The 22019-nt window shown below is 71.0% G+C and carries 18 protein-coding genes and 1 pseudogene; 7 read left to right on the top strand and 12 right to left on the bottom strand.

The window, feature by feature from the left end; all coding sequences use genetic code 11:
* Nucleotides 1–3: 3 nt before the first annotated feature.
* The 5 genes from FE374_RS09015 to FE374_RS08995 form a co-directional block, all read right to left on the bottom strand.
* Nucleotides 4–618 carry a TRAP transporter small permease gene (locus FE374_RS09015; RefSeq protein ID WP_139928373.1) on the bottom strand — a complete coding sequence of 205 codons (615 nt, stop codon included), beginning with the start codon at nucleotides 616–618 and terminating at the stop codon, nucleotides 4–6.
* A gap of 145 nt (nucleotides 619–763) precedes the next feature.
* Nucleotides 764–1810, bottom strand: a complete 1047-nt coding sequence (locus FE374_RS09010; RefSeq protein ID WP_139928371.1) for a TRAP transporter substrate-binding protein — start codon at nucleotides 1808–1810, stop codon at nucleotides 764–766.
* A 462-nt stretch (nucleotides 1811–2272) separates the two neighbouring features.
* On the bottom strand, nucleotides 2273–3685 hold the full coding sequence (locus FE374_RS09005) for a mannitol dehydrogenase family protein (RefSeq protein ID WP_223173682.1): 1413 nt from the start codon (nucleotides 3683–3685) through the stop codon (nucleotides 2273–2275).
* Nucleotides 3682–5106 carry a glucuronate isomerase gene (uxaC, locus tag FE374_RS09000; protein ID WP_139928369.1) on the bottom strand — a complete coding sequence of 475 codons (1425 nt, stop codon included), beginning with the start codon at nucleotides 5104–5106 and terminating at the stop codon, nucleotides 3682–3684. Before uxaC ends, FE374_RS09005 begins: the two co-directional genes overlap by 4 nt.
* A 158-nt stretch (nucleotides 5107–5264) precedes the next feature.
* Complete coding sequence (locus FE374_RS08995) at nucleotides 5265–6479, bottom strand: LacI family DNA-binding transcriptional regulator (RefSeq protein WP_139928367.1); 1215 nt, start codon at nucleotides 6477–6479, stop codon at nucleotides 5265–5267.
* 298 nt (nucleotides 6480–6777) lie between these two features.
* Here FE374_RS08995 and FE374_RS08990 point away from each other — a divergent pair, with 298 nt between their 5' ends.
* From FE374_RS08990 to FE374_RS08970, 5 genes are all read left to right on the top strand, one after another.
* On the top strand, nucleotides 6778–8190 hold the full coding sequence (locus FE374_RS08990; RefSeq protein WP_139928365.1) for a glycoside-pentoside-hexuronide (GPH):cation symporter: 1413 nt from the start codon (nucleotides 6778–6780) through the stop codon (nucleotides 8188–8190).
* A gap of 105 nt (nucleotides 8191–8295) precedes the next feature.
* Complete coding sequence (uidA, locus tag FE374_RS08985) at nucleotides 8296–10101, top strand: beta-glucuronidase (protein ID WP_139928363.1); 1806 nt, start codon at nucleotides 8296–8298, stop codon at nucleotides 10099–10101.
* Nucleotides 10102–10203: 102 nt separating this feature from the next.
* Nucleotides 10204–11064: an ATP-dependent sacrificial sulfur transferase LarE gene (larE, locus tag FE374_RS08980; protein WP_139928361.1), complete on the top strand. Its 861-nt coding sequence runs from the start codon at nucleotides 10204–10206 to the stop codon at nucleotides 11062–11064.
* A 97-nt stretch (nucleotides 11065–11161) separates the two neighbouring features.
* The gene (larB, locus tag FE374_RS08975; protein WP_230977442.1) at nucleotides 11162–11830 is read left to right on the top strand and encodes a nickel pincer cofactor biosynthesis protein LarB; all 669 of its coding nucleotides are present in this window, start codon (nucleotides 11162–11164) and stop codon (nucleotides 11828–11830) included.
* 93 nt (nucleotides 11831–11923) lie between these two features.
* Nucleotides 11924–12373, top strand: a complete 450-nt coding sequence (locus FE374_RS08970) for an HIT family protein (protein WP_139928359.1) — start codon at nucleotides 11924–11926, stop codon at nucleotides 12371–12373.
* Between the two features lie 34 nt (nucleotides 12374–12407).
* On the opposite strand, the gene FE374_RS08965 is transcribed toward FE374_RS08970, so the two are convergent.
* From FE374_RS08965 to FE374_RS19160, 3 genes are all read right to left on the bottom strand, one after another.
* Nucleotides 12408–13133, bottom strand: coding sequence for a vitamin K epoxide reductase family protein (locus tag FE374_RS08965; RefSeq protein WP_168205643.1), 726 nt, complete (start codon nucleotides 13131–13133; stop codon nucleotides 12408–12410).
* A 64-nt stretch (nucleotides 13134–13197) separates the two neighbouring features.
* Nucleotides 13198–14583 (bottom strand): metallophosphoesterase family protein, encoded by a 1386-nt coding sequence (locus FE374_RS08960; RefSeq protein ID WP_168205642.1) that lies wholly within the window; start codon nucleotides 14581–14583, stop codon nucleotides 13198–13200.
* On the bottom strand, nucleotides 14559–15122 hold the full coding sequence (locus FE374_RS19160; protein ID WP_168205641.1) for a hypothetical protein: 564 nt from the start codon (nucleotides 15120–15122) through the stop codon (nucleotides 14559–14561). Before FE374_RS19160 ends, FE374_RS08960 begins: the two co-directional genes overlap by 25 nt.
* A 215-nt stretch (nucleotides 15123–15337) precedes the next feature.
* Between FE374_RS19160 and FE374_RS08955 the strand changes: the two genes are divergently transcribed.
* Together FE374_RS08955 and FE374_RS08950 are read left to right on the top strand one after the other, a co-directional pair.
* Nucleotides 15338–16813 (top strand): glutamate-cysteine ligase family protein, encoded by a 1476-nt coding sequence (locus FE374_RS08955; RefSeq protein WP_139928354.1) that lies wholly within the window; start codon nucleotides 15338–15340, stop codon nucleotides 16811–16813.
* Between the two features lie 133 nt (nucleotides 16814–16946).
* Nucleotides 16947–17366: a hypothetical protein gene (locus tag FE374_RS08950; protein WP_139928352.1), complete on the top strand. Its 420-nt coding sequence runs from the start codon at nucleotides 16947–16949 to the stop codon at nucleotides 17364–17366.
* A gap of 18 nt (nucleotides 17367–17384) precedes the next feature.
* Here FE374_RS08950 and FE374_RS08945 read toward each other — a convergent pair.
* From FE374_RS08945 to aspS, 4 genes and pseudogenes are all read right to left on the bottom strand, one after another.
* Nucleotides 17385–17674 (bottom strand): annotated as a pseudogene (locus tag FE374_RS08945) (IS3-like element ISPfr13 family transposase); the annotation flags it as partial.
* A gap of 320 nt (nucleotides 17675–17994) precedes the next feature.
* Entirely contained in the window at nucleotides 17995–19101 is a 1107-nt protein-coding gene (locus FE374_RS08940) for a glycoside hydrolase family 3 N-terminal domain-containing protein (protein WP_168205640.1), read from the bottom strand.
* Between the two features lie 265 nt (nucleotides 19102–19366).
* Nucleotides 19367–20119 carry a GNAT family N-acetyltransferase gene (locus FE374_RS08935; protein ID WP_139928349.1) on the bottom strand — a complete coding sequence of 251 codons (753 nt, stop codon included), beginning with the start codon at nucleotides 20117–20119 and terminating at the stop codon, nucleotides 19367–19369.
* Nucleotides 20116–21921 (bottom strand): aspartate--tRNA ligase, encoded by a 1806-nt coding sequence (aspS, locus tag FE374_RS08930; protein WP_139928346.1) that lies wholly within the window; start codon nucleotides 21919–21921, stop codon nucleotides 20116–20118. Before aspS ends, FE374_RS08935 begins: the two co-directional genes overlap by 4 nt.
* Nucleotides 21922–22019: the final 98 nt, after the last annotated feature.

The following is a 22019-nucleotide window of genomic DNA, read 5'->3' as shown; positions in this document are numbered from 1 at the left end:
GCCTCAGATTCCCTGGTTGTTCTCGTCGACCTCGGGCAGCGGCTCTTCGGTGCCCGCGAACATCCCCACGATGTGGCAGAGGGAGAAGAACGTGATGAGGACGCCGGAGATCGGCAGGATCATGTAGATCTGGCCGATGGTGAGCGGCATCGTCGAGATGTTCTGGTTCCACGCGTTCTGCGCGACCGCGTAGCCGCCGTAGATCATGACGAACACGGCGAAGAAGATGATCGTCACCTCGACGAAGACGGCGGTGATGCGCTGCCAGGTCTCGTTGAACTTGTTGACGAGCACCTCGACGGCGATGTGCCCGCGCTCCGAGAACACCAGCGCGGCACTGAGGAGCGCCAGCACGACGAATGTGTACTGAGCGATCTCCGTGGTCCACGTCGCGGGCGAGTGGAGCACCTGGCGCGAGAACACCTGCCAGGACACGATGAAGACAAGTGCCCCGAAGATGACGATGCAGATCACGCCGAGGATCTTGTCGATGAACCCCCTGACCGCTTCCAGGGCGGCGACGACCGGTCCCCCGGTCGGGCGTTGGCGGTGGCCCGCCCCCTGCTCGGGGACTGCTGGGCGGTCCGCCGGGGGACCTCCCACGTCCTTGTTACTCATGTGTTCCTCCGCTCAGGGGGCACAGCGTGTGCGTTCCTGACTGCTGTCTTTTGGGGTTGCTTCACAACGGGGCGCGTCGGCCGACACGAGGCGGCGGGGAGACGTACCGACTCGATGCGTCGGTGCGCCTCCCCGCCGCTCCCGGTCACTTGGCGGCGTTACGCGCGGCGTCGTACAGCGCCTGCTGGGTGTCGGTCGTGATGAACTCGGCCGCGAGGCCGGAGAGCGCCTCGTCGAAGGCCGCGGACTCGACCTTGTGGAAGGTCGCGCCACCGGCGGTCGCCTGCTCGATGGCGTCCTGCGTGGCGGTGGTCCACAGCTCGGTGTGCTCCTCGTGTGCTGCGGTCCAGGTGTCGAGGAAGACCTGCTTGTCCTCCTCGGACATGCCCCCGAGAAGGTCGCTGTTCACGACGAGGTAGTCCAGGCCGACGAGGTGGTTGGTGTACGTCCAGTCGGGCGCCACCTCGTAGTGCTTCTGGGTCCAGTAGGAGACCTCGTTGTTCTCGCCGGCGTCGAGGACACCCGACTGCAGGGCGGTGTAGACCTCGCCGAACGCCATCGGGGTGGCAGACGCACCGAGCGCCTCGGCCATCGCGATGTGCAGGTCGGACTCCTGGACGCGCAGCTTCTTCCCGGCGAAGTCCTCGGGGCTCTCCACCGCACCGAAGGTGGTGTACACGCTGCGGGCACCCTGGGTGAAGCCACCCAGGACGGTGAGCGAGTTGGACTCCTCGAGGGAGGTGTACAGGTCGCCGACGATGGCCTCGTCGTGGACGACGTTCATCTGGTGCTCGACGTCGTCGAAGACCTTCGGCAGGTTGAAGACGCGGAAGTCCTCGTTGAGGTTCTCCAGCTGGGTACCGGAGACGATGGCCAGGTCGACGCTGCCGTCGGAGACGAGCTGCAGCGCCTCCTGCTGGGCGCCGAGGGTCTCGTTCGGGTACACCTCGATCGACCAGCGACCGTCCGTGGCCTCCTCAAGGCTGTTGCCCCAGTTGTCCAGCGCGATGAAGGAGGGGTGCTCCTCGGTCTGGTTGAGGGCGAGCCGGAGGGTCTTGCCCTCCGCCGCTGCGGTCTCGCCGCCGCCGGCGGTTGCGCCGTCGCCCTCGGCGTCCCCGCCGCCGCACGCGGCCAGGGTCAGCGCCGTCGCACTGGCAAGGGCCATCATCGAGAGAATTCTGCTGCGCTTCATGGGTATTCCTGTTCTGCTCATCGATGAGCGTTCGGTGTCACGCACGCCGCACCATTGCTCCGATGCGGGTTGTTCGGCGCACGTGCCCGGTATTCGGACGGTGGCTTTCGCCACCGGTCGTCTCCCGGTCACGCGGGTGGAGGGCTCCGTCGTCGAGCGGCGTCCGGCGGTTGCACTCCCCAGTGAGGTTGTAACTCACCAGTGAGTCCACTGCCGACAGCCCGCGCCACTAGCGGAGGGGGTCAGGTCGATTCAGTCATATGAGGCGTGCGGGCGGCAATCTGTTGCCACTCCTTGCCTCGCCCGGTCTCGGCAAGATAACGGCGAGAGGTCAAGGGCATGCCAACGAGGCGGCACGGCCGTCCCGCGTGCTGCAGGACCGCGCGTGTCGCCTCGGTGGTACGCGTCGCTGGCGCCGGCCACCACTCGGCGATCCCCTCCGAGCGGTGGCCTGCGCCCGTCTCAGGACTGCGTGGCGGTCCCCTCCAGCGCGAGGATCTCCTCGGCCTTGGCGGTGACGGCGGCGATCAGCTCGTCGTCGGGCAGGACGTCGGCGCCGAGCATCTCCAGCAGCCGGGTGGTCGCCTCCGCGACCGTGCCCTGGGCTGCGGCGACGACGTCGTCCTGCCGGGCGTCCTTGACGGGCGCACCGTGGCCCTGCAGGTGGAGCACCCACGCGGCCAGGGCCCGGACGGGCCCGTCAGGCAGCCGGCCGGCGGCCCGCTCGAGCCGGAGTGCGGGCAGGATCCGCACCGGGATCTTCTGGGAGCCGTCCGCAGCGATCTGCGCCAGCAGGTGCCGCACACGCGGATTCTCGAAACGGTCGACCAGCGCCGCCCGGTAGGCCCGGACGTCGTCCGCGTCCACCTGCAGGTGCGCCCCGGCCACGTCCCACCAGTCCTCGACCCACCCGCGCACGGTCGGGTCGGCCATGGCGTCGGCGACCGTCTCATGGCCCACGATGGTCGCGGCGTAGGCCATCAGGGAGTGCGAGCCGTTGAGCATCCACAGCTTGCGCTGCTCGAAGGGATAGACGTCGTCCACGACCGTGACGCCGGCCTGCTCCCAGGCCGGGCGACCGGCCGGGAACTCCCCGGCCACGACCCACTCGCTGAAGGGCTCGGTGGGCACCGGGGAGGCGTCGTCGTAGCCCTCGGCGGCGGCGACGGCCTCCCGCTCGGCGGCGGTCGTCGCCGGGGTGATGCGGTCGACCATGGACGTGGCCCAGGAGACGTTGTCCTCCATCCACTGCTGGAGGGTGGGGTCGACCTGCGCGGCGAGCTCCTCGACGACGGCCCGGAAGGTGGGGCCGTTGTCGGGCAGGTTGTCGCACGGCAGCACGGTGAGCGCGCCGGCGCCGGCCGCCCGGCGGGCGAGGAAGCCGCCGACGACCTTGCCCGGCGTGGTGGTGACCGTCGCCGTGGGGTCGGAGGTGAGGGCCTGGATGTCGGCCGCCACGTCCGGGTGTCCCAGGGCGAGGTGACCGTCGGCGCCGCGCATGTAGCCGGCCTCGGTCACCGTCGTGGTGATGATCGCCGTCCGGGGGTCGCGCAGGTAGCCCAGGAACGCCTCGGTGTCGCTCGCCGGGTGGACGGCGGAGATGGAGCTGATCACCTCGAAGGAGTCACCCTCGGCATTCCGGGTGATGAGCGTGTAGAGCCCGTCCTGGGGTGCGAGCGCGTCGGCGGTGTCGGGCCGGCGGCCGGTGAAGGCCGCGATCCCCCAGTCGGCGGCGTCCGGTGCGTGCTCGGTGTACCACGCCTGGTGCGCACGCGTGAAGTTCCCGATGCCCAGGTGCACGATGCGCACCGGCGCCGCGGGGCGGCCGTGCGCGGCGCGGGAGAGGCGGGGCCGGGTGGTGGTCTCGGTGCTCACAGCTTGAAGGCCTTCCTGGGCTGGGTGACGACGAGGTCGTGGGCGGTGTCGAGCGCCTCGTCCATGGTCAGGCGGTGGTCGGCCACGAGCTCGGCGAGGAAGCCCGAGTCGAGGCGACGGTTCATGTCGTGTCGCGCCGGGATAGACAGGAAGGCGCGGGTGTCGTCGATGAAGCCGGACGTGCGGGAGAAGCCGGCGGAGCCGGTGATCGCCCGGCGGTACCTCTTGATGGCCTCGGCCTCGTCGATGAACCACCAGGGAGCACCAACGTAGACCGAGGGGTAGAACCCGGCGAGCGGGGCCAGCTCGCGGGAGTACACCGTCTCGTCGATCGTGAAGAGCACGAGCTGGAAGTTCGGGGCCGTGCCGAAGGCGGACAGGACCGGCTTCAGCGCGTCGGCGAACTCCACCTGCATCGGGATGTCGCCACCGACGTCAGCGCCGAACTGCTCCAGCGACGGCGTGTGGTGGTTACGCACCACGGCGGGGTGGAGCGTCATGACCAAGCCGTCCTCGGAGGCCATGCGGGCCTGCTGGAACATGAAGTCCCGGCGCAGCGCGTCGCCCTCCTCGCGGGTGATCTCGCCGCCGCGGGCCTTGGCGTAGAGGCGCTCCGCCTCGGCGTCGTCGAGCTTCTCCATGCCGGCGTCGCGGTGGGAGTGGTCGGAGGAGACGGCGCCGTGCTCCTTGAAGAAGGCGCGGCGGTTCTCCATCGCCGATACCCAGCCCGCGTAGGTGCCGGTGTCCTCCCCGGAGACTGCACCGAGGGTGTCGACCAGGCTGTTCCAGGCCGGGGTGGCCGGCTCGAGGTACTTGTCCGGGCGGAAGGTGGGGGCCACCTTGCCCTCCCAGGTCGGGTCGTTCTCGAGCTTGATGTGGTGGCGCAGGTCGTCGGCGGGGTCGTCCGTGGTGGCGATGAACTCGATGTTGAAGCGCTTGTACAGCGCACGGGGCCGGAACTCGGGGGTCACGATGGCCTCGGCGATGCGGTCGTAGATCGCGTCGGCAGTTCCCGCGGAGGGGACGAGGTCGATCCCGAAGACGTCGGCGAGCTCGGACTCGAACCAGAACTTCATCGGCGTGCCGCGGAACGACTTCCAGTTCTGGCACAGCAGGCGGAAGGCGTTGCGGCTCTGCTCGGCGCTGAACGTCGGCTGGTTCACGCCAAGGTCGGCGAGGGAGACGCCCGAGGCGTGCAGCAGGCGGTTGATGTAGTGGTCAGGCGTGATGAGCAGCGACGTCGGATCCGTGAAGGGGACGTCGTCGGCAAGCCACTGCGGCGGGACGTGGCCGTGCGGGGAGATGATCGGCAGGTCCTTCACCGCGTGGTACAGCTCGCGGGCGATGGCCCGCAACCCCGGCTCCGGCGGGAGCAAGCGGTCGGGGTGGACTTCGAGGACGTCCTTGTCGGTGGTGGTCATGCTGATCATCGTGAGCCGAGAGGCAGATCGTCAGCAATGTGTTGCCGCCAGTTGCCGGGTGGGATCGCCTCCGGCTACCCGGCTCGACGGCGTCCGGCTACCCGGCTCGACGGCGTCCGGCTGCCCGGCTCGACGGCGTCCGGACCGCCGGCACGGTCCTACCGACGGGGCAGTACCGACCCGGTCTGGTTCGCCGTGACCGCGCGCTGGTGGGGTGCGGGGCCGGTGCTCTGACGTTCGACGAGCTTGACCGGCACGACTACAGGAGGGCCACCGCGGGGGTGGGCGCCCTTGATCTGGGCGATGAGGTTCCGTACGGCTGCTGCCCCCAGCGCCCGTCGTGGGGTGGCGACCGTGGTCAGCGGGGGCGTGACGAGGTCCGCCGCGAAGATGTTGTCGTACCCGACCACGGAGACGTCCTCGGGCACCCGGTAGCCGTGGGTGGTCACGTAGCGGATGAACCCGATGGCGACGAGGTCGTTGTACGCGATCACCCCGGTGGTCGGCGCCTGTATCCAGGCCTTCGCACCGGCCACGCCACCCGCGACGGTGGGCGCGAGCGGGCCCAGGCGGCGCACGTGCACGGCGAGCTCCAGCGAGGCCTCGCGCAGCCCCCGCCAGCGCATCCCGTCGGCCCAGGATGCCTCCGGTCCCGCCAGGTACGTCACAGGATCGTGCCCGAGCTCGCCGAGGTGCTCCAGCGCACGGCGGACGCCGCGGGCGTTGTCCGGCACGACCGACGGGATCTCGCGTACGGCCCTGTTGAGAGCGACCATCGGTTTCTGTTTGGCAATCATCCGGATGGAGGCGTCCGACATCCGTGAGGTCCCCAGCACGATGCCCTCGACGATGGGCAGCGCCCGGTCGAGCGACTCGCGCTCGCGACGGTCGGACTCGCGCGAGTCGACGAGCAGCACGGTGTACCCGGCCTCGCCCGCCTCATCCTGGACGCCGTTGATGATCTCGAAGTAGACGGGATTGGTGATGTCCGGAACCACCAGCGCGAGCAGGTTCGTGTGGGTGGTGGACAGCGCCCGGGCCATGGGGTTGGTGCGGTAGCCGAGCTCGGCGGCCACCTTGCGGATGCGGTCCGCCGTCTCGGAGTTGACGCGGCCAGGCCGGGAGAAGGTCCGGGAGACGGTCGAGGGCGCGACCCCGGCGGCCTGAGCAACGTCGTAGATGGTGGGCGCACTGCGCTGGCGGCGGGCCTTGCGCTCGGTCGGGTGGCCGGCGGCGGACGGCACCGCTACGCCGTCGGACTCCCCCACGGCAGCGGACTCCCCCACGGCAGCGGACTCCCCCACGGCGGCATGGCGACCCGAGTCCTCGGGTGTCGGTGGAGCGTCAGCGCCCGACGGGCCGTCGACGCTCATCGTCCCCTCCGGGACGGGTGCGCGATCGACACGCTCCTCCTGCATCACGCCATGCCCTCCAGCTGGTCGGCTCGCACGCACCGGGCGAGCGGCAACAAACGGCATCCACTTGCCAACGGTCGATGGTCAGCGTAACCGGTCGCGGGGGAGGACCGGTGCGGCAACACTTGGCAAGAGCCGTGCAACTCGCGGCAAGTGTTTCCGGTCAGGGAGCAGCCGGTGACTGAATGGACTCACCAGTTCGTTAGTTACCGTCCCACCCCGTCCGGCGGGGGCATCGAAACGCCAGGGAGAACCCATGTCCACCTCGACCGCCGCATCGGCGCCCAGGACAGACCAGTCACGGCCGCACCTGGCCCCAAAGACGATCTTCGGCTACGGCGCCGGCGACGCCGGGTGCAACATCGCTTTCCAGATGACGGGCCTGTTCCTGCTCGTCTTCTACACCGACGTCGCGGGCATCGACCCGGCCCACGCCGGCAGCATCTTCCTCTTCGTGAAGATCTGGGACGCCTTCGCCGACATCTTCGCCGGGCGCATGGTGGACCGCACCATGACCCGGTGGGGCAAGTTCCGGCCCTTCATCCTCTGGTTCTCGCTGCCGCTGCTGGCCTCGAACCTCCTGTGCTTCTGGATCCCGGTCGAGAGCTACACGCTCAAGATCGTGTGGGCGGTCGGCTCCTACGCCCTGCTGGGCCTGCTGTACTCGATGGTCAACATCCCCTACGGCTCCCTCGCCGGCGCGATGAGCCAGAACCCGGTGGACCGCTCGCGCCTGTCCGCGGCACGCATGGTCGGCTCCGGCAGCACGATCCTGCTGCTCTCGGTCATCCTCGCCCCGCAGATCAAGTCCGCCGACAACCTCGCCGCCACCTTCCTCGTGACCTCGGTGATCTTCCTCGTCGTCGGCATGGTCATGTTCATGACCACGTTCGTCACCTCCAGGGAGACGGTCTACCGCGAGGTGGCGAAGGTGTCCTTCAAGGAGACCATCCAGACCCTGCGGCACAACGGCCCGCTGCTGCGTCTGTGCCTCTCCTCGTTCTTCTACCTCACCGGCCAGAACGTCGTCTCGGCCCTGGGCATCTACATCGCGAACCATGCGCTGTTCCAGTACGCCGGCGCGGGCAACTGGCTCGCCAGCGTGGTCACCATCATCACCACCGGCGCCGTCCTCTACGTGGGGCCCCTCGGTCCCGGAGTCACCCGCAAGCTCGGCAAGAAGGTCGGCTTCATGAGCGCCTGCGTCGTCGCGATCACCGGTGGCATCATCTTCGGCCTCGCGCCGAACCTCATCATCAGCCTGGTCGGCCTGTTCCTGATCGGGTTCGGCATGGCCCTGCTCAACACCATGACCTGGGCCCTGGAGTCCGACACCGTCGAGTACGGCGAGTTCAAGACCGGCATCCGTACCGAGGGCGCCACCTACGCCGCGTTCTCCTTCACCCGCAAGGTGGGGCAGGCGGTCGGCGCCGCCATCGCCTCCTACGCCCTGGCGTACGTCGGCTACAACGGCGAGCTGGACGTCCAGCCGCAGTCCGTCCTGGACGGTATCCAGACCTCCGCGGCGATCCTGCCGGCCGTCTTCTTCCTCATCGCGCTCCTGATCATGTCCCGCTACCCGCTCACGGAGGCGAAGTTCCAGGAGATCCTCGCCGGCATCCAGGCCAACCGCGCCAAGCGGCACGCCGAGCTGCACGGGAACTCCTGACCGAGCACCGACCGCGCCCAGCGCCGGCGCCGCACCCGCGGCGCCGGCGCCTGCCGCACCTGACGTCCGCCGCCGCGTACTTGACCCGAACGAAAGGACCAGCAGATGCTCCGCCCACAGGACTCCGCCACCCGTGAACGCCGCTCTCTCGCCGGGCTGTGGAGGTTCCGCCCGGACGCCGACGGTGTGGGCCGGCAGGAGCGCTGGTTCGCCCGACCGCTCGCGGACGCGATCGACATGCCGGTCCCCTCCAGCTACAACGACATCGTCCCGGGCCGCGAGCTGCACGACCACGTCGGCGACGTCTGGTACCAGACCACCACGCGGGTGCCACGCGGCTGGGCCGGGCAGCGGGTGGTGCTGCGGTTCGACGCCGCCACGCACGCCGCCACCGTCTTCGTCGGGGAGACGGAGGTCGTCTCGCACCAGGGTGGGTACACCCCGTTCGAGGCAGACGTCACCGAGCTGGTGACCCCCGGCGACGAGATCCGCATCACCGCCGTCGTCGACAACCGGCTCACCTGGGAGACCATCCCTCCGGGCATCATCGAGCAGACCCCGCACGGCCCGCGCCAGAAGTACATGCACGACTTCTTCAACTACGCCGGGCTGCACCGGACCGTGTGGCTGTACAGCACCCCCGCCGTCCACGTGGAGGACGTCACGGTGGTCCCCGGGGTCCAGGGCGACCCGACGGCGGAGCACGTTACCGGCACGGTGGGTTACGCCGTCGCCGTCGCGGGTGAGGCGGCCAGCGTACGGGTGCGCCTGATCGACGCCGACGGCGGCGAGGTCACCCGGGCGGACGGCGCCGACGGCACCCTGGAGGTGCCCGACGTGCACCTGTGGCAGCCGGGCGAGGGGTACCAGTACGACCTGGTGGTCGAGGTCGTTCACGGCGAGACGGTCGCCGACGTCTACGTCCAGAAGGTCGGCGTGCGCACCGTGGGGGTGCGGGGCACGGAGTTCCTCATCAACGGCCGCCCGTTCTACTTCCGCGGCTTCGGCATGCACGAGGACCACCTCACCCGCGGCAAGGGCCACGACGACGCGGAGATGGTCCACGACTTCGCGCTGCTGGAGTGGATTGGCGCCAACTCGCTGCGCACCTCCCACTACCCGTACGCCGAGGAGGTCATGGACTACGCCGACGCGCACGGCATCGTCGTCATTGACGAGACCCCGGCCGTGGGGATGAACGCCGCCGTGGCGGCGGTGCTCGGCACCACGATCGACAACGTCTTCTCCGAGGAGGCGGTGGGCAGCAAGGCCCAGGCGGCGCACGCCCAGGCCATCCGCGAGCTCTACGAGCGCGACAAGAACCGTCCCGGCGTGGTGCTGTGGTCGATCGCCAACGAGCCGGAGTCCCACACCCCCGAGTCCGAGGAGTACTTCAAGCCCCTCTTCGCACTCGCCCGAGAGCTGGACGCGCACCGCCCGGTCGGCTTCGTCAACGTCATGTACTCCAAGGCCGACGTCGACCGGCTCGCCCAGTACAGCGACGTCATCATGATCAACCGGTACTACGGCTGGTACAGCGACTCCGGTGACCTGGAGGCCGCGGAGGCGGCGCTGGAGGCCGAGCTGCACCAGTGGGATGCCCACGGCAAGCCGATCCTCATGACGGAGTACGGCGCGGACACCGTCGCCGGGCTGCATGACCTCACCGGGGCCATGTGGTCCGAGGAGTACCAGGCGGAGCTGCTCGACATGTACCACCGGGTCTTCGACCGGTTCGACTCCTTCCAGGGCGAGCACGTGTGGAACTTCGCCGACTTCCAGACTTCTCGCGGGATCGTCCGGGTGGACGGGAACAAGAAGGGCGCGTTCACGCGCGACCGGCGCCCCAAGACGGCCGCGCACCTGCTGCGCCGCCGGTGGACCGGTCGGGACTGGCTCGGTCAGGACTGAGGCGCCCTGGGCCGGGCGGCGCGGCCGCCCGGCGCACCCGGCGCAGCGGCCGCCCGGCGCCGCCACGTACAGTGGCTGCTCGTTCAGACAGAGGAGGACGACGTGCCCGCACGGTTCGACAAGCTCGAGGGAGCTACCCGGTCCCTCGCCGACGCCGTGGCCGCCGAGCTCGCCGGCGCGGCCCCGCTCGGGGTCGCCTACTCCGGCGGCGTCGACTCGGCGCTCCTGCTGGCGCTCGCCGTGCGTGCGCTGGGCGCGGAGAACGTCGTCGCGCTGCTCGGGGTCTCCCCCTCCCTGGCCCGCTCCGAGCGGCGCCTGGCCCACGAGACGGCCGCGTTCATCGGCGCCCGAGTGGTCGAGATCAAGACGCACGAAGGCGAGAACCCGGACTACGCCAAGAACGACGTCGACCGATGCTTCTTCTGCAAGGACGAGCTCTTCGCTCGCATCTCCGACGAGGTGGTCGCCGCGCACGGGCTCGCCGCGGTCGCGTACGGCGAGAACGCCGACGACGCGAAGCGGCCCGACCGGCCCGGCTCGCAGGCTGCGACCAACCACCGGGTGCTCCGGCCGCTGTCCGTGGCCGGCCTGACCAAGCTGCAGGTGCGTGAGGTGGCGCGCGCGATTGAGCTGCCCGTGGCGGACAAGCCGGCGGCGCCCTGCCTCGCCTCGCGGATCCCGCACGGGCAGGCGGTGACGCCGGAGAAGCTGCGCCAGGTGGAACGCGCCGAGGAGGTGCTCCGCGAGCTCGGCTTCACCGACGGCCGGGTGCGCCACCACGGCGACATCGCCCGGATCGAGCTACCCACGGCGGAGATCGCCCGGGCCGCGCAGGACGGCGTCCGCGAGGAGCTGCAGCGTGGGGTGAGCGCCGCCGGGTTCCGCTTCGTGGTGGTGGACCTGCGGGGCATCCAGTCCGGGGCCTTCACCCTGCCGCTGCTCCAGGTCGGCACCCGTGCCTGAGGGGCACGATGTAGACGTCGCGGCGGACGTCGAGGCCACACCCGCCGCGGCCGTGGAGGCCACGAACGGAACCGAGGCCCCGGCGGCGACAGATGGCATCGCCGTCCTGGACCACGACCGTGCCCGCCGCCGCGGGTACCCGGAGGCGGTGTTCTGCGAGGGCAAGTCCCCCGCCCAGCTGCGCGCGATCGCGACGGCGCTGCGGGACCGCCACCGTGGTGAGCCGGACGCCGTCGTCCCACGCACGCTGTTCACGCGTGCTGACGAGGAGCGGGCCGCGGCCGTGCTCGAGGTGCTGCCCGAGGCGCTGTACGAGCCGGAGGCCCGGCTGCTCGCGTGGCCGCCCGCCCCGCCCGAGCCGAGCGGCGGGCTGGTCGTCGTCGCGTGTGCGGGGACCTCGGACCTCCCCGTCGCCCGCGAGGCCGAGCTGACCGCGCGGTACCTGGGGCGGCGGACCGAGCTCGTCGTCGATGTCGGCATCGCCGGGCTGCACCGCATCCTGGGACGGGTCGACACGTTGCGGAGCGCGGCCGCAATCGTCGTCGTCGCCGGGATGGACGGCGCACTGCCCGGGGTGGTGGCCGGACTCGTGTCCGCCCCCGTCGTCGCGGTGCCCACCTCGGTGGGTTACGGCGCAAGCTTCGACGGTCTCGCCGCGCTGCTGACGATGCTCAACTCCTGCGCCCCCGGGGTCGGCGTCGTCAACATCGACAACGGCTACGGCGGCGGGCACCTGGCCGCGCAGATCGCTGCCGACCGGGCGTAGGTCGAGGGCGAGGGCCCTCGCGAAGCAGCGCGTGAACGCGTCGGCAGCGGCGCGCACGTCGGCCCGGGACCGCCGCGTGCCAGGATGGGCCGCATGAGCACGGTTTTCAGCAAGATCATCGCCGGGGAGATCCCGGGCCGGTTCGTGTGGGCCGACGACCGTGCGGTCGTCTTCGCCACGATCGCCCCGATCACCGACGGTCACATGCTCGTGGTCCCCCGCGACGAGGTCGACCAGTACACCGACGCCCCGGACGACCTCCTCGCCCATCTCGCGCTGCTCGCCAAGACTGTCGGACGCGCCCAGCAGGCGGCGTTCGGCTCCCCCCGGGCCGCTGTGCTCGTGGCCGGCTTCGAGGTCGAGCACCTGCACCTGCACGTGCTGCCCGCCTGGGACGAGTCGTCGCTGAGGTTCGACAACGCTCGTCACGACGTGCCCGGCGACGAGCTCGACGCCGCGGCCGAGAAGGTGCGCGACGCGCTTCGGGACGCCGGGCACGGCGCGAACATCCCCGCAGCGCTCGGCGCGCCGACGCTCGGCTAAGGGGCGCAAGCCATTCTGCGGGCGCCGTCGTCGCCTAGAAGAGCAGGAGCCAGCGCTCCCAGAACACCACGACCGCGGCGAGCACGACCACCGCATACCAGACGCCGACGATGAGCCACCGGTCCAGGACGAGGGCGCGCCGCAGGCCCTCGCCGGCGCGGACGTGCCCGCCCTGGACGCTGCGAGCCCACACGTGGACGAAGATCGGGATCATCGCCGTCCACACCACCAGGCAGTACGGGCACAGGCCCTCGATGACGAACAGTGCCTGGACCTGGAACCACAGCACCCAGATCATGCCCAGGCTCACGCCCGTGGTCAGGGCGAGCCAGAACCAGCGCGCGACGCGTGCGCCGGCGAGCAGCATGAGCCCCACCGCCAGGACGGCGCCGAATGCGGCGGTGCCGACGACGGCGTTGGGCGGTCCCAGCACGTGCGCCTGCCAGGTGGTGATGAACTCGCCGCACCCGACCAGGGGGTTGAAGTCGCAGGCGAGCGTCGCGTCGGGGTCGGCGGCCACCGTGATCTCGGAGAGGACGAGCATGACGGCCGCCCACAGTCCCAGCGCACCGCCGACCGTGAGTACCCACCCGAGCTCGCGTGATGCGCCCCCGGCGCGTTCGTGTGCGGTGGGGCGGGAGCGGTCGAGGGTGCGGAGCTCGCGCTCGAGCTCTGCGTCCTCGACGGCGGTGTCCTCGACGGCAGTGTCCTCGTTCCCGGCAGGATCGGCGCCCGCACGGCCTGGGTGTTTGGTGCTCACATGGCCTCCTGGGGGACGAGCGTAGGGCCGACCTGTCCGTTCGCGTGCAACGCGGCCACGCCTGTCAGGGCGTGGGCGCCGCGGCCTCCGAGCCGTCGCCGTCGGCGGGACCGCCACCGTCGGCCGGAGCATCGCGGTCGGCTGGGGTATCGCCGTCGGCCGGAGCGGCTTTCGCATCCGGGACGACCGGCATGATCTCCCAGCTGCCCAGGGTGACGGCGGCGTCGGTGCCCACCCGGATGCGCCGCAGGGCGAGTGGCTCGCCGGTCGCGCGGTCCACGCGGAGCACGGTGAGCTCGGCGGCCCCGTTGAGCGGCCCCACGGTCGCCCCTCCCCCAGCGCCACCACCGGTCGAGGTGCTCACGTAGCGCACGCCCTGACCCTGAAGCTCCGGTCCCTCGGTGCGGTGCCAGTGCCCGGAGAGCTGCAGCCTGGCACAGCCTCGATCGAGCGTCTCCCCGCCCACCCGGGGGTTGTGGATCAGCAGGATGTCCACCGGCTCTGTCTCCTCGGCGGCGGCGCAGGCGACTTCTGCCATCCGTGTCTCGAGCTCGGGAATGGTCTCGTCGCGCTCCTGTCGGGTCCCGCCGGCTCCGACGGTGGTGATCGTGGGATCGGTGTCACCGAGGATGCGCAACCCAGCGACCTCGACGATTTCCCCACTCAGCACGGTCCAGCCGACCTTGCGCTCCTGCTCGGCCGTGGTCGTCGAGTCGTGGTTACCGGTCGCGACGACGACCGGGACGCCGTCGGGCACCGCGCCGGCGAAGGCATTGACGCAGTAGGACTCCACGGAGGTGCCGCTGACCACGGTGTCGCCGCCGTCGAGCAGCGCAGCCGCCCCGGACTGCTCGAGGGCTGCGGCGATCACTCGGGCCATGCCGACGTTGCAGTGCAGGTCCGATACGAGGAGCAGCGTCACGGGATCGGGCTCCGGGGCGTCGGCTGTTGCCTCGTCAACGGGTGTCTCCGAGCGCTTTCTTGCCCCCTCGGCGGCCGCCGCTTCATCATCGGCAGGCGCCGCGGCCTCGCCGCCGACACCCTCGGTGAGGTGGACACCCTCAGGCGTGGCGCTGATCTCGGGCGCCGCGGCGTCCTCCTCAGGGGTGACACCGTTCTCGGGCGTGGCGCCCTCCTCGGGCGTGGCGACTTCATGACCCGCCGGCGCCACGGCCGGCTTCGCCGGCGACGCGTGCGGCTCGGGGTCGGCCGCGTAGGCGGCGACGAGGTTGGCGGTCGCGGTGTCGTAAAACTTCTCGTTGTCTAGGTAGGCACCTTTCACTACCGGGCCGTACGCGGCGACTACGTCCGCCAGGCGCCCAGTGATACGTGCGTCCGCGAGCGGGGTGCCATCGAGCACCTCGGGGCTGTAACCGGCGGGCCGGTGCGGCTGCATCGCGGGCACCACCAGCGCCGCCACGGCGCTCAACGCCGCGGCTGATGCGAGCACGGTGACGCCTGGACGTGCGAGGGCTGCCTTGAGCTCGTCCCGGAGCCGGCCGTGAGCGGCCATCCGGCCGACGCGAGGAGCGCGAGCATCACAGACCATGCGACGACGGTGCGCCCGAGCGCGTCGCCCACCAAGCCGCGTACGGCGTCAGCGACCGCCGCCTCCGGTTCGCCGAAGAGCTGACCGTAGGCCTGCAGATCCCCGAGGAGCCCGGTGAGCGGGTTACCCCCGGCCGCCTCGAGGTCCGACGGGATCTCCTCGACGCGGACGTCAACGCCCAGGGGCCAGGGCAGCGGCGAGTCGACGATCAGCGCCCCGAGCGGTCCCAGCTCGACGGTGACCTGCTGGTCCAGGGTCACCCGGTAGTCGGCCTCGTGCGGGCCAAGGGAGGAGTGGGTGCTCGCCGTCGACATCCCCACAACAAGCGCCACCAACCCGGTCACCAGCAGTGCCAGGCCCGCGCGGATGGTGCGGCGGGTGGTGGGCGTCTGGCGGTGCCACCACTCCCAACGCCGTCGTGCCGTCCGGTTCGTGTCCATCTCGCCTCATTCTCCACGGTCCCGGGACATGGGACGACGGCGCCTGGCTCGCGGACGACGCAGGCGGCCCACGCCGTCGGACGGTGCCCGGCCCGCGCCGTCGGACGGCGATGTACGCCTGCCCCGCGTGCCGGGGTGCGCCGTCGCACGCCGCCCAGCATGCTGTGTGGGTCCGAACTCTCGGGCGCCACGCAACGCGGACGGGAGGTGTGCAGATGGGTCAGGACGTCCAGGCGAAGGTGTACACGCGCAGCGACCACACCAAGTACCGCGCCGCCGTCCTGCGCTGCCTCGATGCGCTGGATCGGATGCTCGCGGCCGGGTCGTTCGTGGAGGACGAGTGGCGCACCGGGCTCGAGATCGAGCTGGACCTCGTCAACACCGAGCTGCAGCCCGCCATGAACAACGCCGAGGTACTCGCCCACATCGATGATCTGCGCTACCAGACGGAGCTGGGCCGTTTCAACATCGAGCTCAACGTCGAGCCTCGCCGTATCGACGGGCAGTCCCTCATCCACCTGGAGAGCACGCTGCGCAAGACCCTCAACCTGGCGAGGGACCGGGCGCGTGACGTTGGCTCGGACATCGTGATGATCGGCATCCTGCCCACCCTGCAGCCGCCGGAGCCGGGCTTCTCCTGGTTCTCCGACAACGCCCGGTACCGCCTCCTCGACCAGGCGGTCCTCTCGGCACGCCGGGAGGACGTCATGCTCGACATCCTCGGGCCCGAACGATTGCAGATGACCTGCGACACGATCGCCGTCGAGGCGGCGTGCACCTCCGTCCAGCTCCACCTGCAGGTGCGGCCCGGCAGCTTCGCCAGGTACTGGAACGCGGCGCAGGTGCTTGCCGGGCCCCAGCTCGCGCTCGGGGCGAACTCGCCTTACCTGTTCGGGCATCGCCTCCAGGCGGAGACGCGGCCCGAGCTGTTTCTCCAAGCCACCGATATCCGCTCGCCCGAGCTACGCAACCAGGGAGTGCGTCCGCTGGTGCCGTTCGGCGACCGGTGGATCAACTCCATCTTCGACCTCTTCGAGGAGAACGTGCGTTACTACCCGGCGCTCCTGCCGGAGGTCGGGGACGAGGACCCGCTGGCGGTCCTCGAAGCCGGCGGCACGCCCGAGCTTGCCGAGCTCCGGCTGCACAACGGCACCATCTACCGCTGGAACCGGCCGATCTACGACGTGTCGGACGGCATGCCGCATCTGCGCGTGGAGAACCGGGTCCTGCCCTCGGGCCCGACGGTGGTGGACGTGATCGCCAACGCTGCCTTCTTCTACGGCGTGTGCGTGGAGATGGTGGTGGACGAGCGCCCCGTCTGGTCGCGCATGAGCTTCGACGCGGCCCACGAGAACTTCAAGGTCGCCGCCCGGGACGGTGCCGAGGCACGGCTGTACTGGCCCGGTGCGGGGCGGGTGGACTGGGACGAGCTCGTGCTCCGGGTCCTCCTGCCGCTCGCGCACCAAGGCCTCGAACGACTGGGGGTGGCCGCCGAGGCCGTCGACAGGTACCTGAGCATCATCGAGGCCAGGGCCAAGCTGAGGGTCAACGGCGCCAGCTGGCAGGTGGCCGCGACGGAGTCCTTCGAGGCGCGCGGCATGGATCGCCACGACGCCCTGACCGCGATGCTCGGGGAGTACGTACGCGGCATGAACGCGAACGAGCCCGTGCACACCTGGCCGGTCCCCTGAACTCCGTCAGCCCGAGCGCGTTGGGTCTCGCCTGACCGGTCGGCTTAAGTGAGTTCGCTTCGTACGGCCGCGCTATCCACAGGACGTGCTGACGGTATGGCGCGCCGAGGCGAGCCGGCGTCATCGTCCTGCCATGAGCACCGTCACGCGAAATCCGGACCCGACGCCGTTGAGAACCGACGAGATGATCGAGCGCTTCGTGAGCGACATCATCGGCCACGCGGTGAGACGGCAGGTGTGGTCGTTCTTCCTGGACGACGACGGGATGCTGACCGGCCCTGTCATCCCTGTCGAGGACGTGCCCGCGCTGCCGGGAGCAGAGGACGCATCCGGCTTCGGCACCCTCATCGGAACGGCGGCCGACGTGGTGGAGGCACGTGCGGTGATCCTGGTGTGGGAGCGCCCGGGGCCGCCGATGCTCTCTTCAGCCGACCGCCACTGGCTGTGTACGTTTCATGACGGCCTCACCGCCCACGACGTGGAGGTGCGCGCAGTGCTGGTCAGCCACGCTCACGGGGTGCGCTGGGCGCGGCGGGACGACTACGGATTCTGATCCTTCTGCCCGCCCTCGGACCGCATGCCCCTCGGCGCGCATGGTGTCGACGAAGCCCATGATCAACGGTTGCGGGGGTCGAGCTCCCCCGCAAAGAAAGATGTCGCCGCTTTCAAGATGGCCACGTCCTCACGCAGCCGGCGGTTCTTCCTCGGCCTGGCGCACCCAGCGGCGCACCGATTCCTTTCCCACACCGACTGTCGGGCGGCCGCCACGCAGGCCGCGGTCAGCGAGGGGTACTCCTGCTGATGCTCACGGACCAGCCGAACGGCACGCTCCCTGAGCTCCTCATCGATCTTCTTCGGCATGACCTGCATCCTTCCAACTCAGAAGGATGCGGCATCAAACCTCGGACGGTTCATGGCAAACCCCCTCCGGCCACGCCTGCCGCCGCGAGATCGACAGCACCACCACACCCCTGGGCCCCACCATGAGCCCCTTCACAAACCCGGCGTACTGACCGCACCGGCTTGGCGGTGACGACTGTGGGTTCCGGCCGGACCAGCCAGCGTCGACGCCTTGTTGGGGCTTCGCATCGGTCGGCCGCGCTCGAGGACCGACCTTCCCCCGTGTCCATCCGGACGGCCGCCTTTGTCGTACGTCGCACTCGCCCCAGCTCGTCGCCCGGCTACCTTTCGCCGGCCGCGGCCAACGCGGCGGCCGCCTCCTTCGCGGACCCGACGTCCTCCGGGCCGACCGGCCCAGCCTGGTCCGCGAGCTCGGCCTGATGGCGCATCATGGCGATGACGCGCCCGGCGGCGGCGTCGACGGAATCGCGGTCGAGCGTGCCGTCCTCGAGCGCGGCGACGACGGCGGCGTGGGCTGCGTAGTTGTCGGCCGGGTTGAGGAGCAGGTCGGCACCCGCGGCCAGCGCGGCGACGGCGACCTCTCCCGGCCCGCCGACCGCGTTGAGCGCTCCCATGCCAAGGCTGTCGGTGACGGTGACGCCGCTGAAGCCGATGCCGTCACGCAGTACCCGGTACGCCGCCGGGGACACCGACGCCGGCGTGCCGTGGTCCCAGGCGGTGACGTCGATGTGGCCGAGCATGACCATCGGCACGCCGGCCGCGACGGCCGCCTGGAACGGGGGCAGATCGTGGGCGCGCAGCTCGGCGTCGGTCGCCGCCTGCACCGGCAGGGCCGCGTGGGAGTCGGCGGTGAGGCTGCCGTGCCCGGGGAAGTGCTTGACGGCGGGCAGCACGCCGCCGTCGAGGAACCCCTCCAGCGCGGCGGTCACGGCCCGCGCGACGACGTCGGGGTCGGCCCCTGCGGCCCGCGAGCCGATCGTCACGTCCTGGCCGGGCACGGTGACGTCGGCCACCGGTGCCCAGTCGACCGTCACCCCCGAGGCGCGCAGCTCGGTCGCCATGCCGGCGTACGCGTCGGTGACGATGCCTGTTGCGTCGCCGCCCTCGGTGACCGCACCTTCGAGCGCCCGCCCCGCGTCGGCGAACGCCGGAAAGGTGGTCCATGGCCCAATGTCTCCCGACATCCGCTGCACCGACCCGCCCTCGTTGTCCGTGCTGACAAGAGCCGGCCAGTCGCGCCCGTCGGCGGCGACCGCCTCATGCACGCCGCCGGTGAGGGCGAGCACCTGCTCCAGGCTCGCCACGCTCCCGCCGGTGATCATCACGCCGGCCAGGTGCAGCTCCGCGACAAGATCCGCCGCGACCGCGGGGTCGGTGCCTTGCAGCCGGCCGACGATCACCTGCCCGGCCACCTCTTCTGAGGTCATGGCGGCGGCGTCCTGTGTCGCGGAGGCCACCTCTTCCGGGCTCGGTCCCCACGGGTGCGCGTACGGCTGGAGGGTGGGCGACGGCGACGGCGATCTGGGCGCCGTCGCGGTCGGCTCACCGCCGCCCGCCTGGCCCGCACATGCGGACAGTGCCGCAGCGGCGGCCGCAGCCGTCACGAGCGCACGCGCGCGCCGAAGGCGCGGCCGGACGGTGCGGGCACGTGACGACATGCCGCGAGCATCGCCCGGGAGTGGCGTCGGCGCATCACGCACGGACGAGGTTCTCCACCTGGTGGCCAGTGTCGAACCCGAGCCGCGTGTAGAGCCGGCGGGCGTCGTCGCTGTCGGCCCAGATGCCCAGGTGGACCATCGCCGCCTCCCGCAGCGCACGCCGGGTGACCGCGGCCACCAAGGTCGCCGCGACGCCTCGGCGCCGGTGCTCGGGCAGGACGCCGACGGCGGACAGGTGCACCGGCGCGCCGGGGGCGGGCCGGCGCGCGGCCAGCACCGCAGCAGGTTCCTCGGCCGGGCCGGGGTACGCCCACCAGTCCAGCGAGGCGTCGTCGTCGTGCACACCGCGCTCGGGGTACGCCCGGGCCAGGATCGCATGCGCCTGCTCGACGCCGCCGGGCAGCGGCACCACCCGGTCATCACCGTCGTGGCGAGGCGGGTCGGCCGCGGTGGACAACCAGTCCCAGGGCCGGCCCGCCCGGAGCCCTGTACGGCGGCGGACGTCGTCGGGCACGAGCGCCCACGTGCCGCGGGTGAGCATCGCGCGGGAGACGGCGGGCACGTCGGCCGCGGCCTCGATGTCGGAGAGGAGCCGGGCCAGCGGGGCTGGTTCCCCCAGGCCGATCAGCACGGCTCCGCCGGCCCTGTCCACCTGGATCAGGGCGGCGTCGCCGTCGGTGTCCCACACTCGGTGCGGGGTCCACCGGTCGGCGTTGGCGCGCCAGAACGGCCAGCGGGCGAGGCGTGCCTCGCTCCCGCTGGCCGTCGGCGTAGGTGCGCTCGTCACCGCCGGGACGGCTCGACCTGCTTCGGCGCGTCGGCGACGGCGTCCTTCGGCTTGGCGTCGACGCCGGCCTCCTTGCGCTGCTCCGGCGTGATCGGCGCCGGCGCCTGCGTGAGGGGGTCGTACCCGCCGCCGGACTTCGGGAACGCGATGACGTCGCGGATGGAGTCCGAGTGGGTGAGCAGGGCGACGATGCGGTCCCAGCCGAAGGCGATGCCGCCGTGCGGGGGGGCGCCGAACTTGAACGCGTCGAGCAGGAAGCCGAACTTCTCCTGCGCCTCGGCCTCGTCGATCCCCATCACGGCGAACACGCGCTGCTGCACGTCGCGGCGGTGGATACGGATCGACCCACCACCGATCTCGTTGCCGTTGCAGACGATGTCGTAGGCGTAGGCCAGCGCCTCGCCCGGCGACTCCTCGAAGCGGTCGATCCACTCCGGCGTCGGGGACGTGAAGGCGTGGTGCACGGCGGTCCAGGCGCCGTGGCCCACGGCCACGTCGTCGTCCTCGCCGGTGGGCTTGAACAGCGGGGCGTCGACCACCCACACGAAGGACCAGGCGTCCTCGTCGATCAGACCGACCCGGCGGCCGATCTCGAGGCGCGCGGCCCCGAGAAGGGCGCGAGCGTCCGAGGCGCGGCCGGCGGCGAAGAAGACGCAGTCGCCCGGGTTCGCGCCGACGGCGGCGGCCAAACCCTCCCGCTCGGTCTCGGAGATGTTCTTGGCGACGGGGCCGCCCAGGGTCCCGTCCTCGCCGATCGTGACGTAGGCGAGGCCCTTCGCGCCGCGGGACTTCGCCCAGTCCTGCCAGGCGTCGAAGGTGCGGCGCGGCTGCGAGGCCCCGCCAGGCATGACGACGGCACCCACGTACGGGCTCTGGAACACCCGGAACGGCGTGTCCTTGAAGTAGCCCGTGAGGTCGGTCAGCTCCAGGCCGAAGCGCAGGTCCGGCTTGTCGGTGCCGAACCGCTCCATCGCGTCGCGGTACGTCATGCGCGCGATGGGCCGCGGGATCTCGAAGTCGATGAGCTTCCACAGCTCGGCGAGGACGTCCTCGGCGACGCCGATGACGTCGTCCTGGTCCACGAAGCTCATCTCGACGTCGAGCTGGGTGAACTCCGGCTGACGGTCGGCGCGGAAATCTTCGTCGCGGTAGCAGCGGGCGATCTGGTAGTAGCGCTCCATGCCGGAGACCATGAGCAGCTGCTTGAACAGCTGCGGGGACTGCGGCAGGGCGTACCAGGAACCGGGCGACAGACGCGCCGGCACGAGGAAGTCGCGGGCACCCTCGGGCGTGGACCGGGTCAGCGTGGGCGTCTCGATCTCGACGAACTCGCGGGAGTCGAGCACCCGGCGGGCGGCCTGGTTGACCTTCGCCCGCAGGCGCAGGGCGTACTGCTGCGGCTTGCGGCGCAGGTCCAGGTAGCGGTACCTCAGCCGTGCCTCCTCCCCCACCTGGCCGGAGTCCTCGGCGTGCTCGGAGACCTGGAACGGCAGCGCATCGGCCTTGTTGAGCACGACGACGTTCTCGGCGATGACCTCGATCTCACCGGTGGGCAGGTTGGGGTTGGTGTTGCCCTCCGGACGGCGGGCGACCTCGCCCGTGACCTGCAGGACGAACTCGCTGCGCAGCTCGTGCGCGACCTCCTCGTCCCGGATGACGACCTGGGCGATGCCCGAGGCGTCCCGCAGGTCGATGAAGGCGACACCGCCGTGGTCACGGCGGCGGTCCACCCAGCCGGTGACGGTGACGGTGGTCGAGATGTCGCTGGGGCGCAGTGAGCCGGCGTTGTGGGTGCGGAGCACGGATTTCCTTCCGACGGTGGGGCGCACCGCTAGACGGGCGGGCGCTCGGACGATCTTATGCGCCTTGCCAGGGACCGCCGCCGCACGGGTCGTTGGTG

This window comes from Georgenia yuyongxinii, from assembly GCF_006352065.1.
In the GTDB taxonomy this organism is placed as follows: Bacteria; Actinomycetota; Actinomycetes; order Actinomycetales; family Actinomycetaceae; genus Georgenia; species Georgenia yuyongxinii.
Note: the sequence above shows the minus strand (reverse complement) of the source record. Positions and strands in the feature narration are given on the sequence as shown.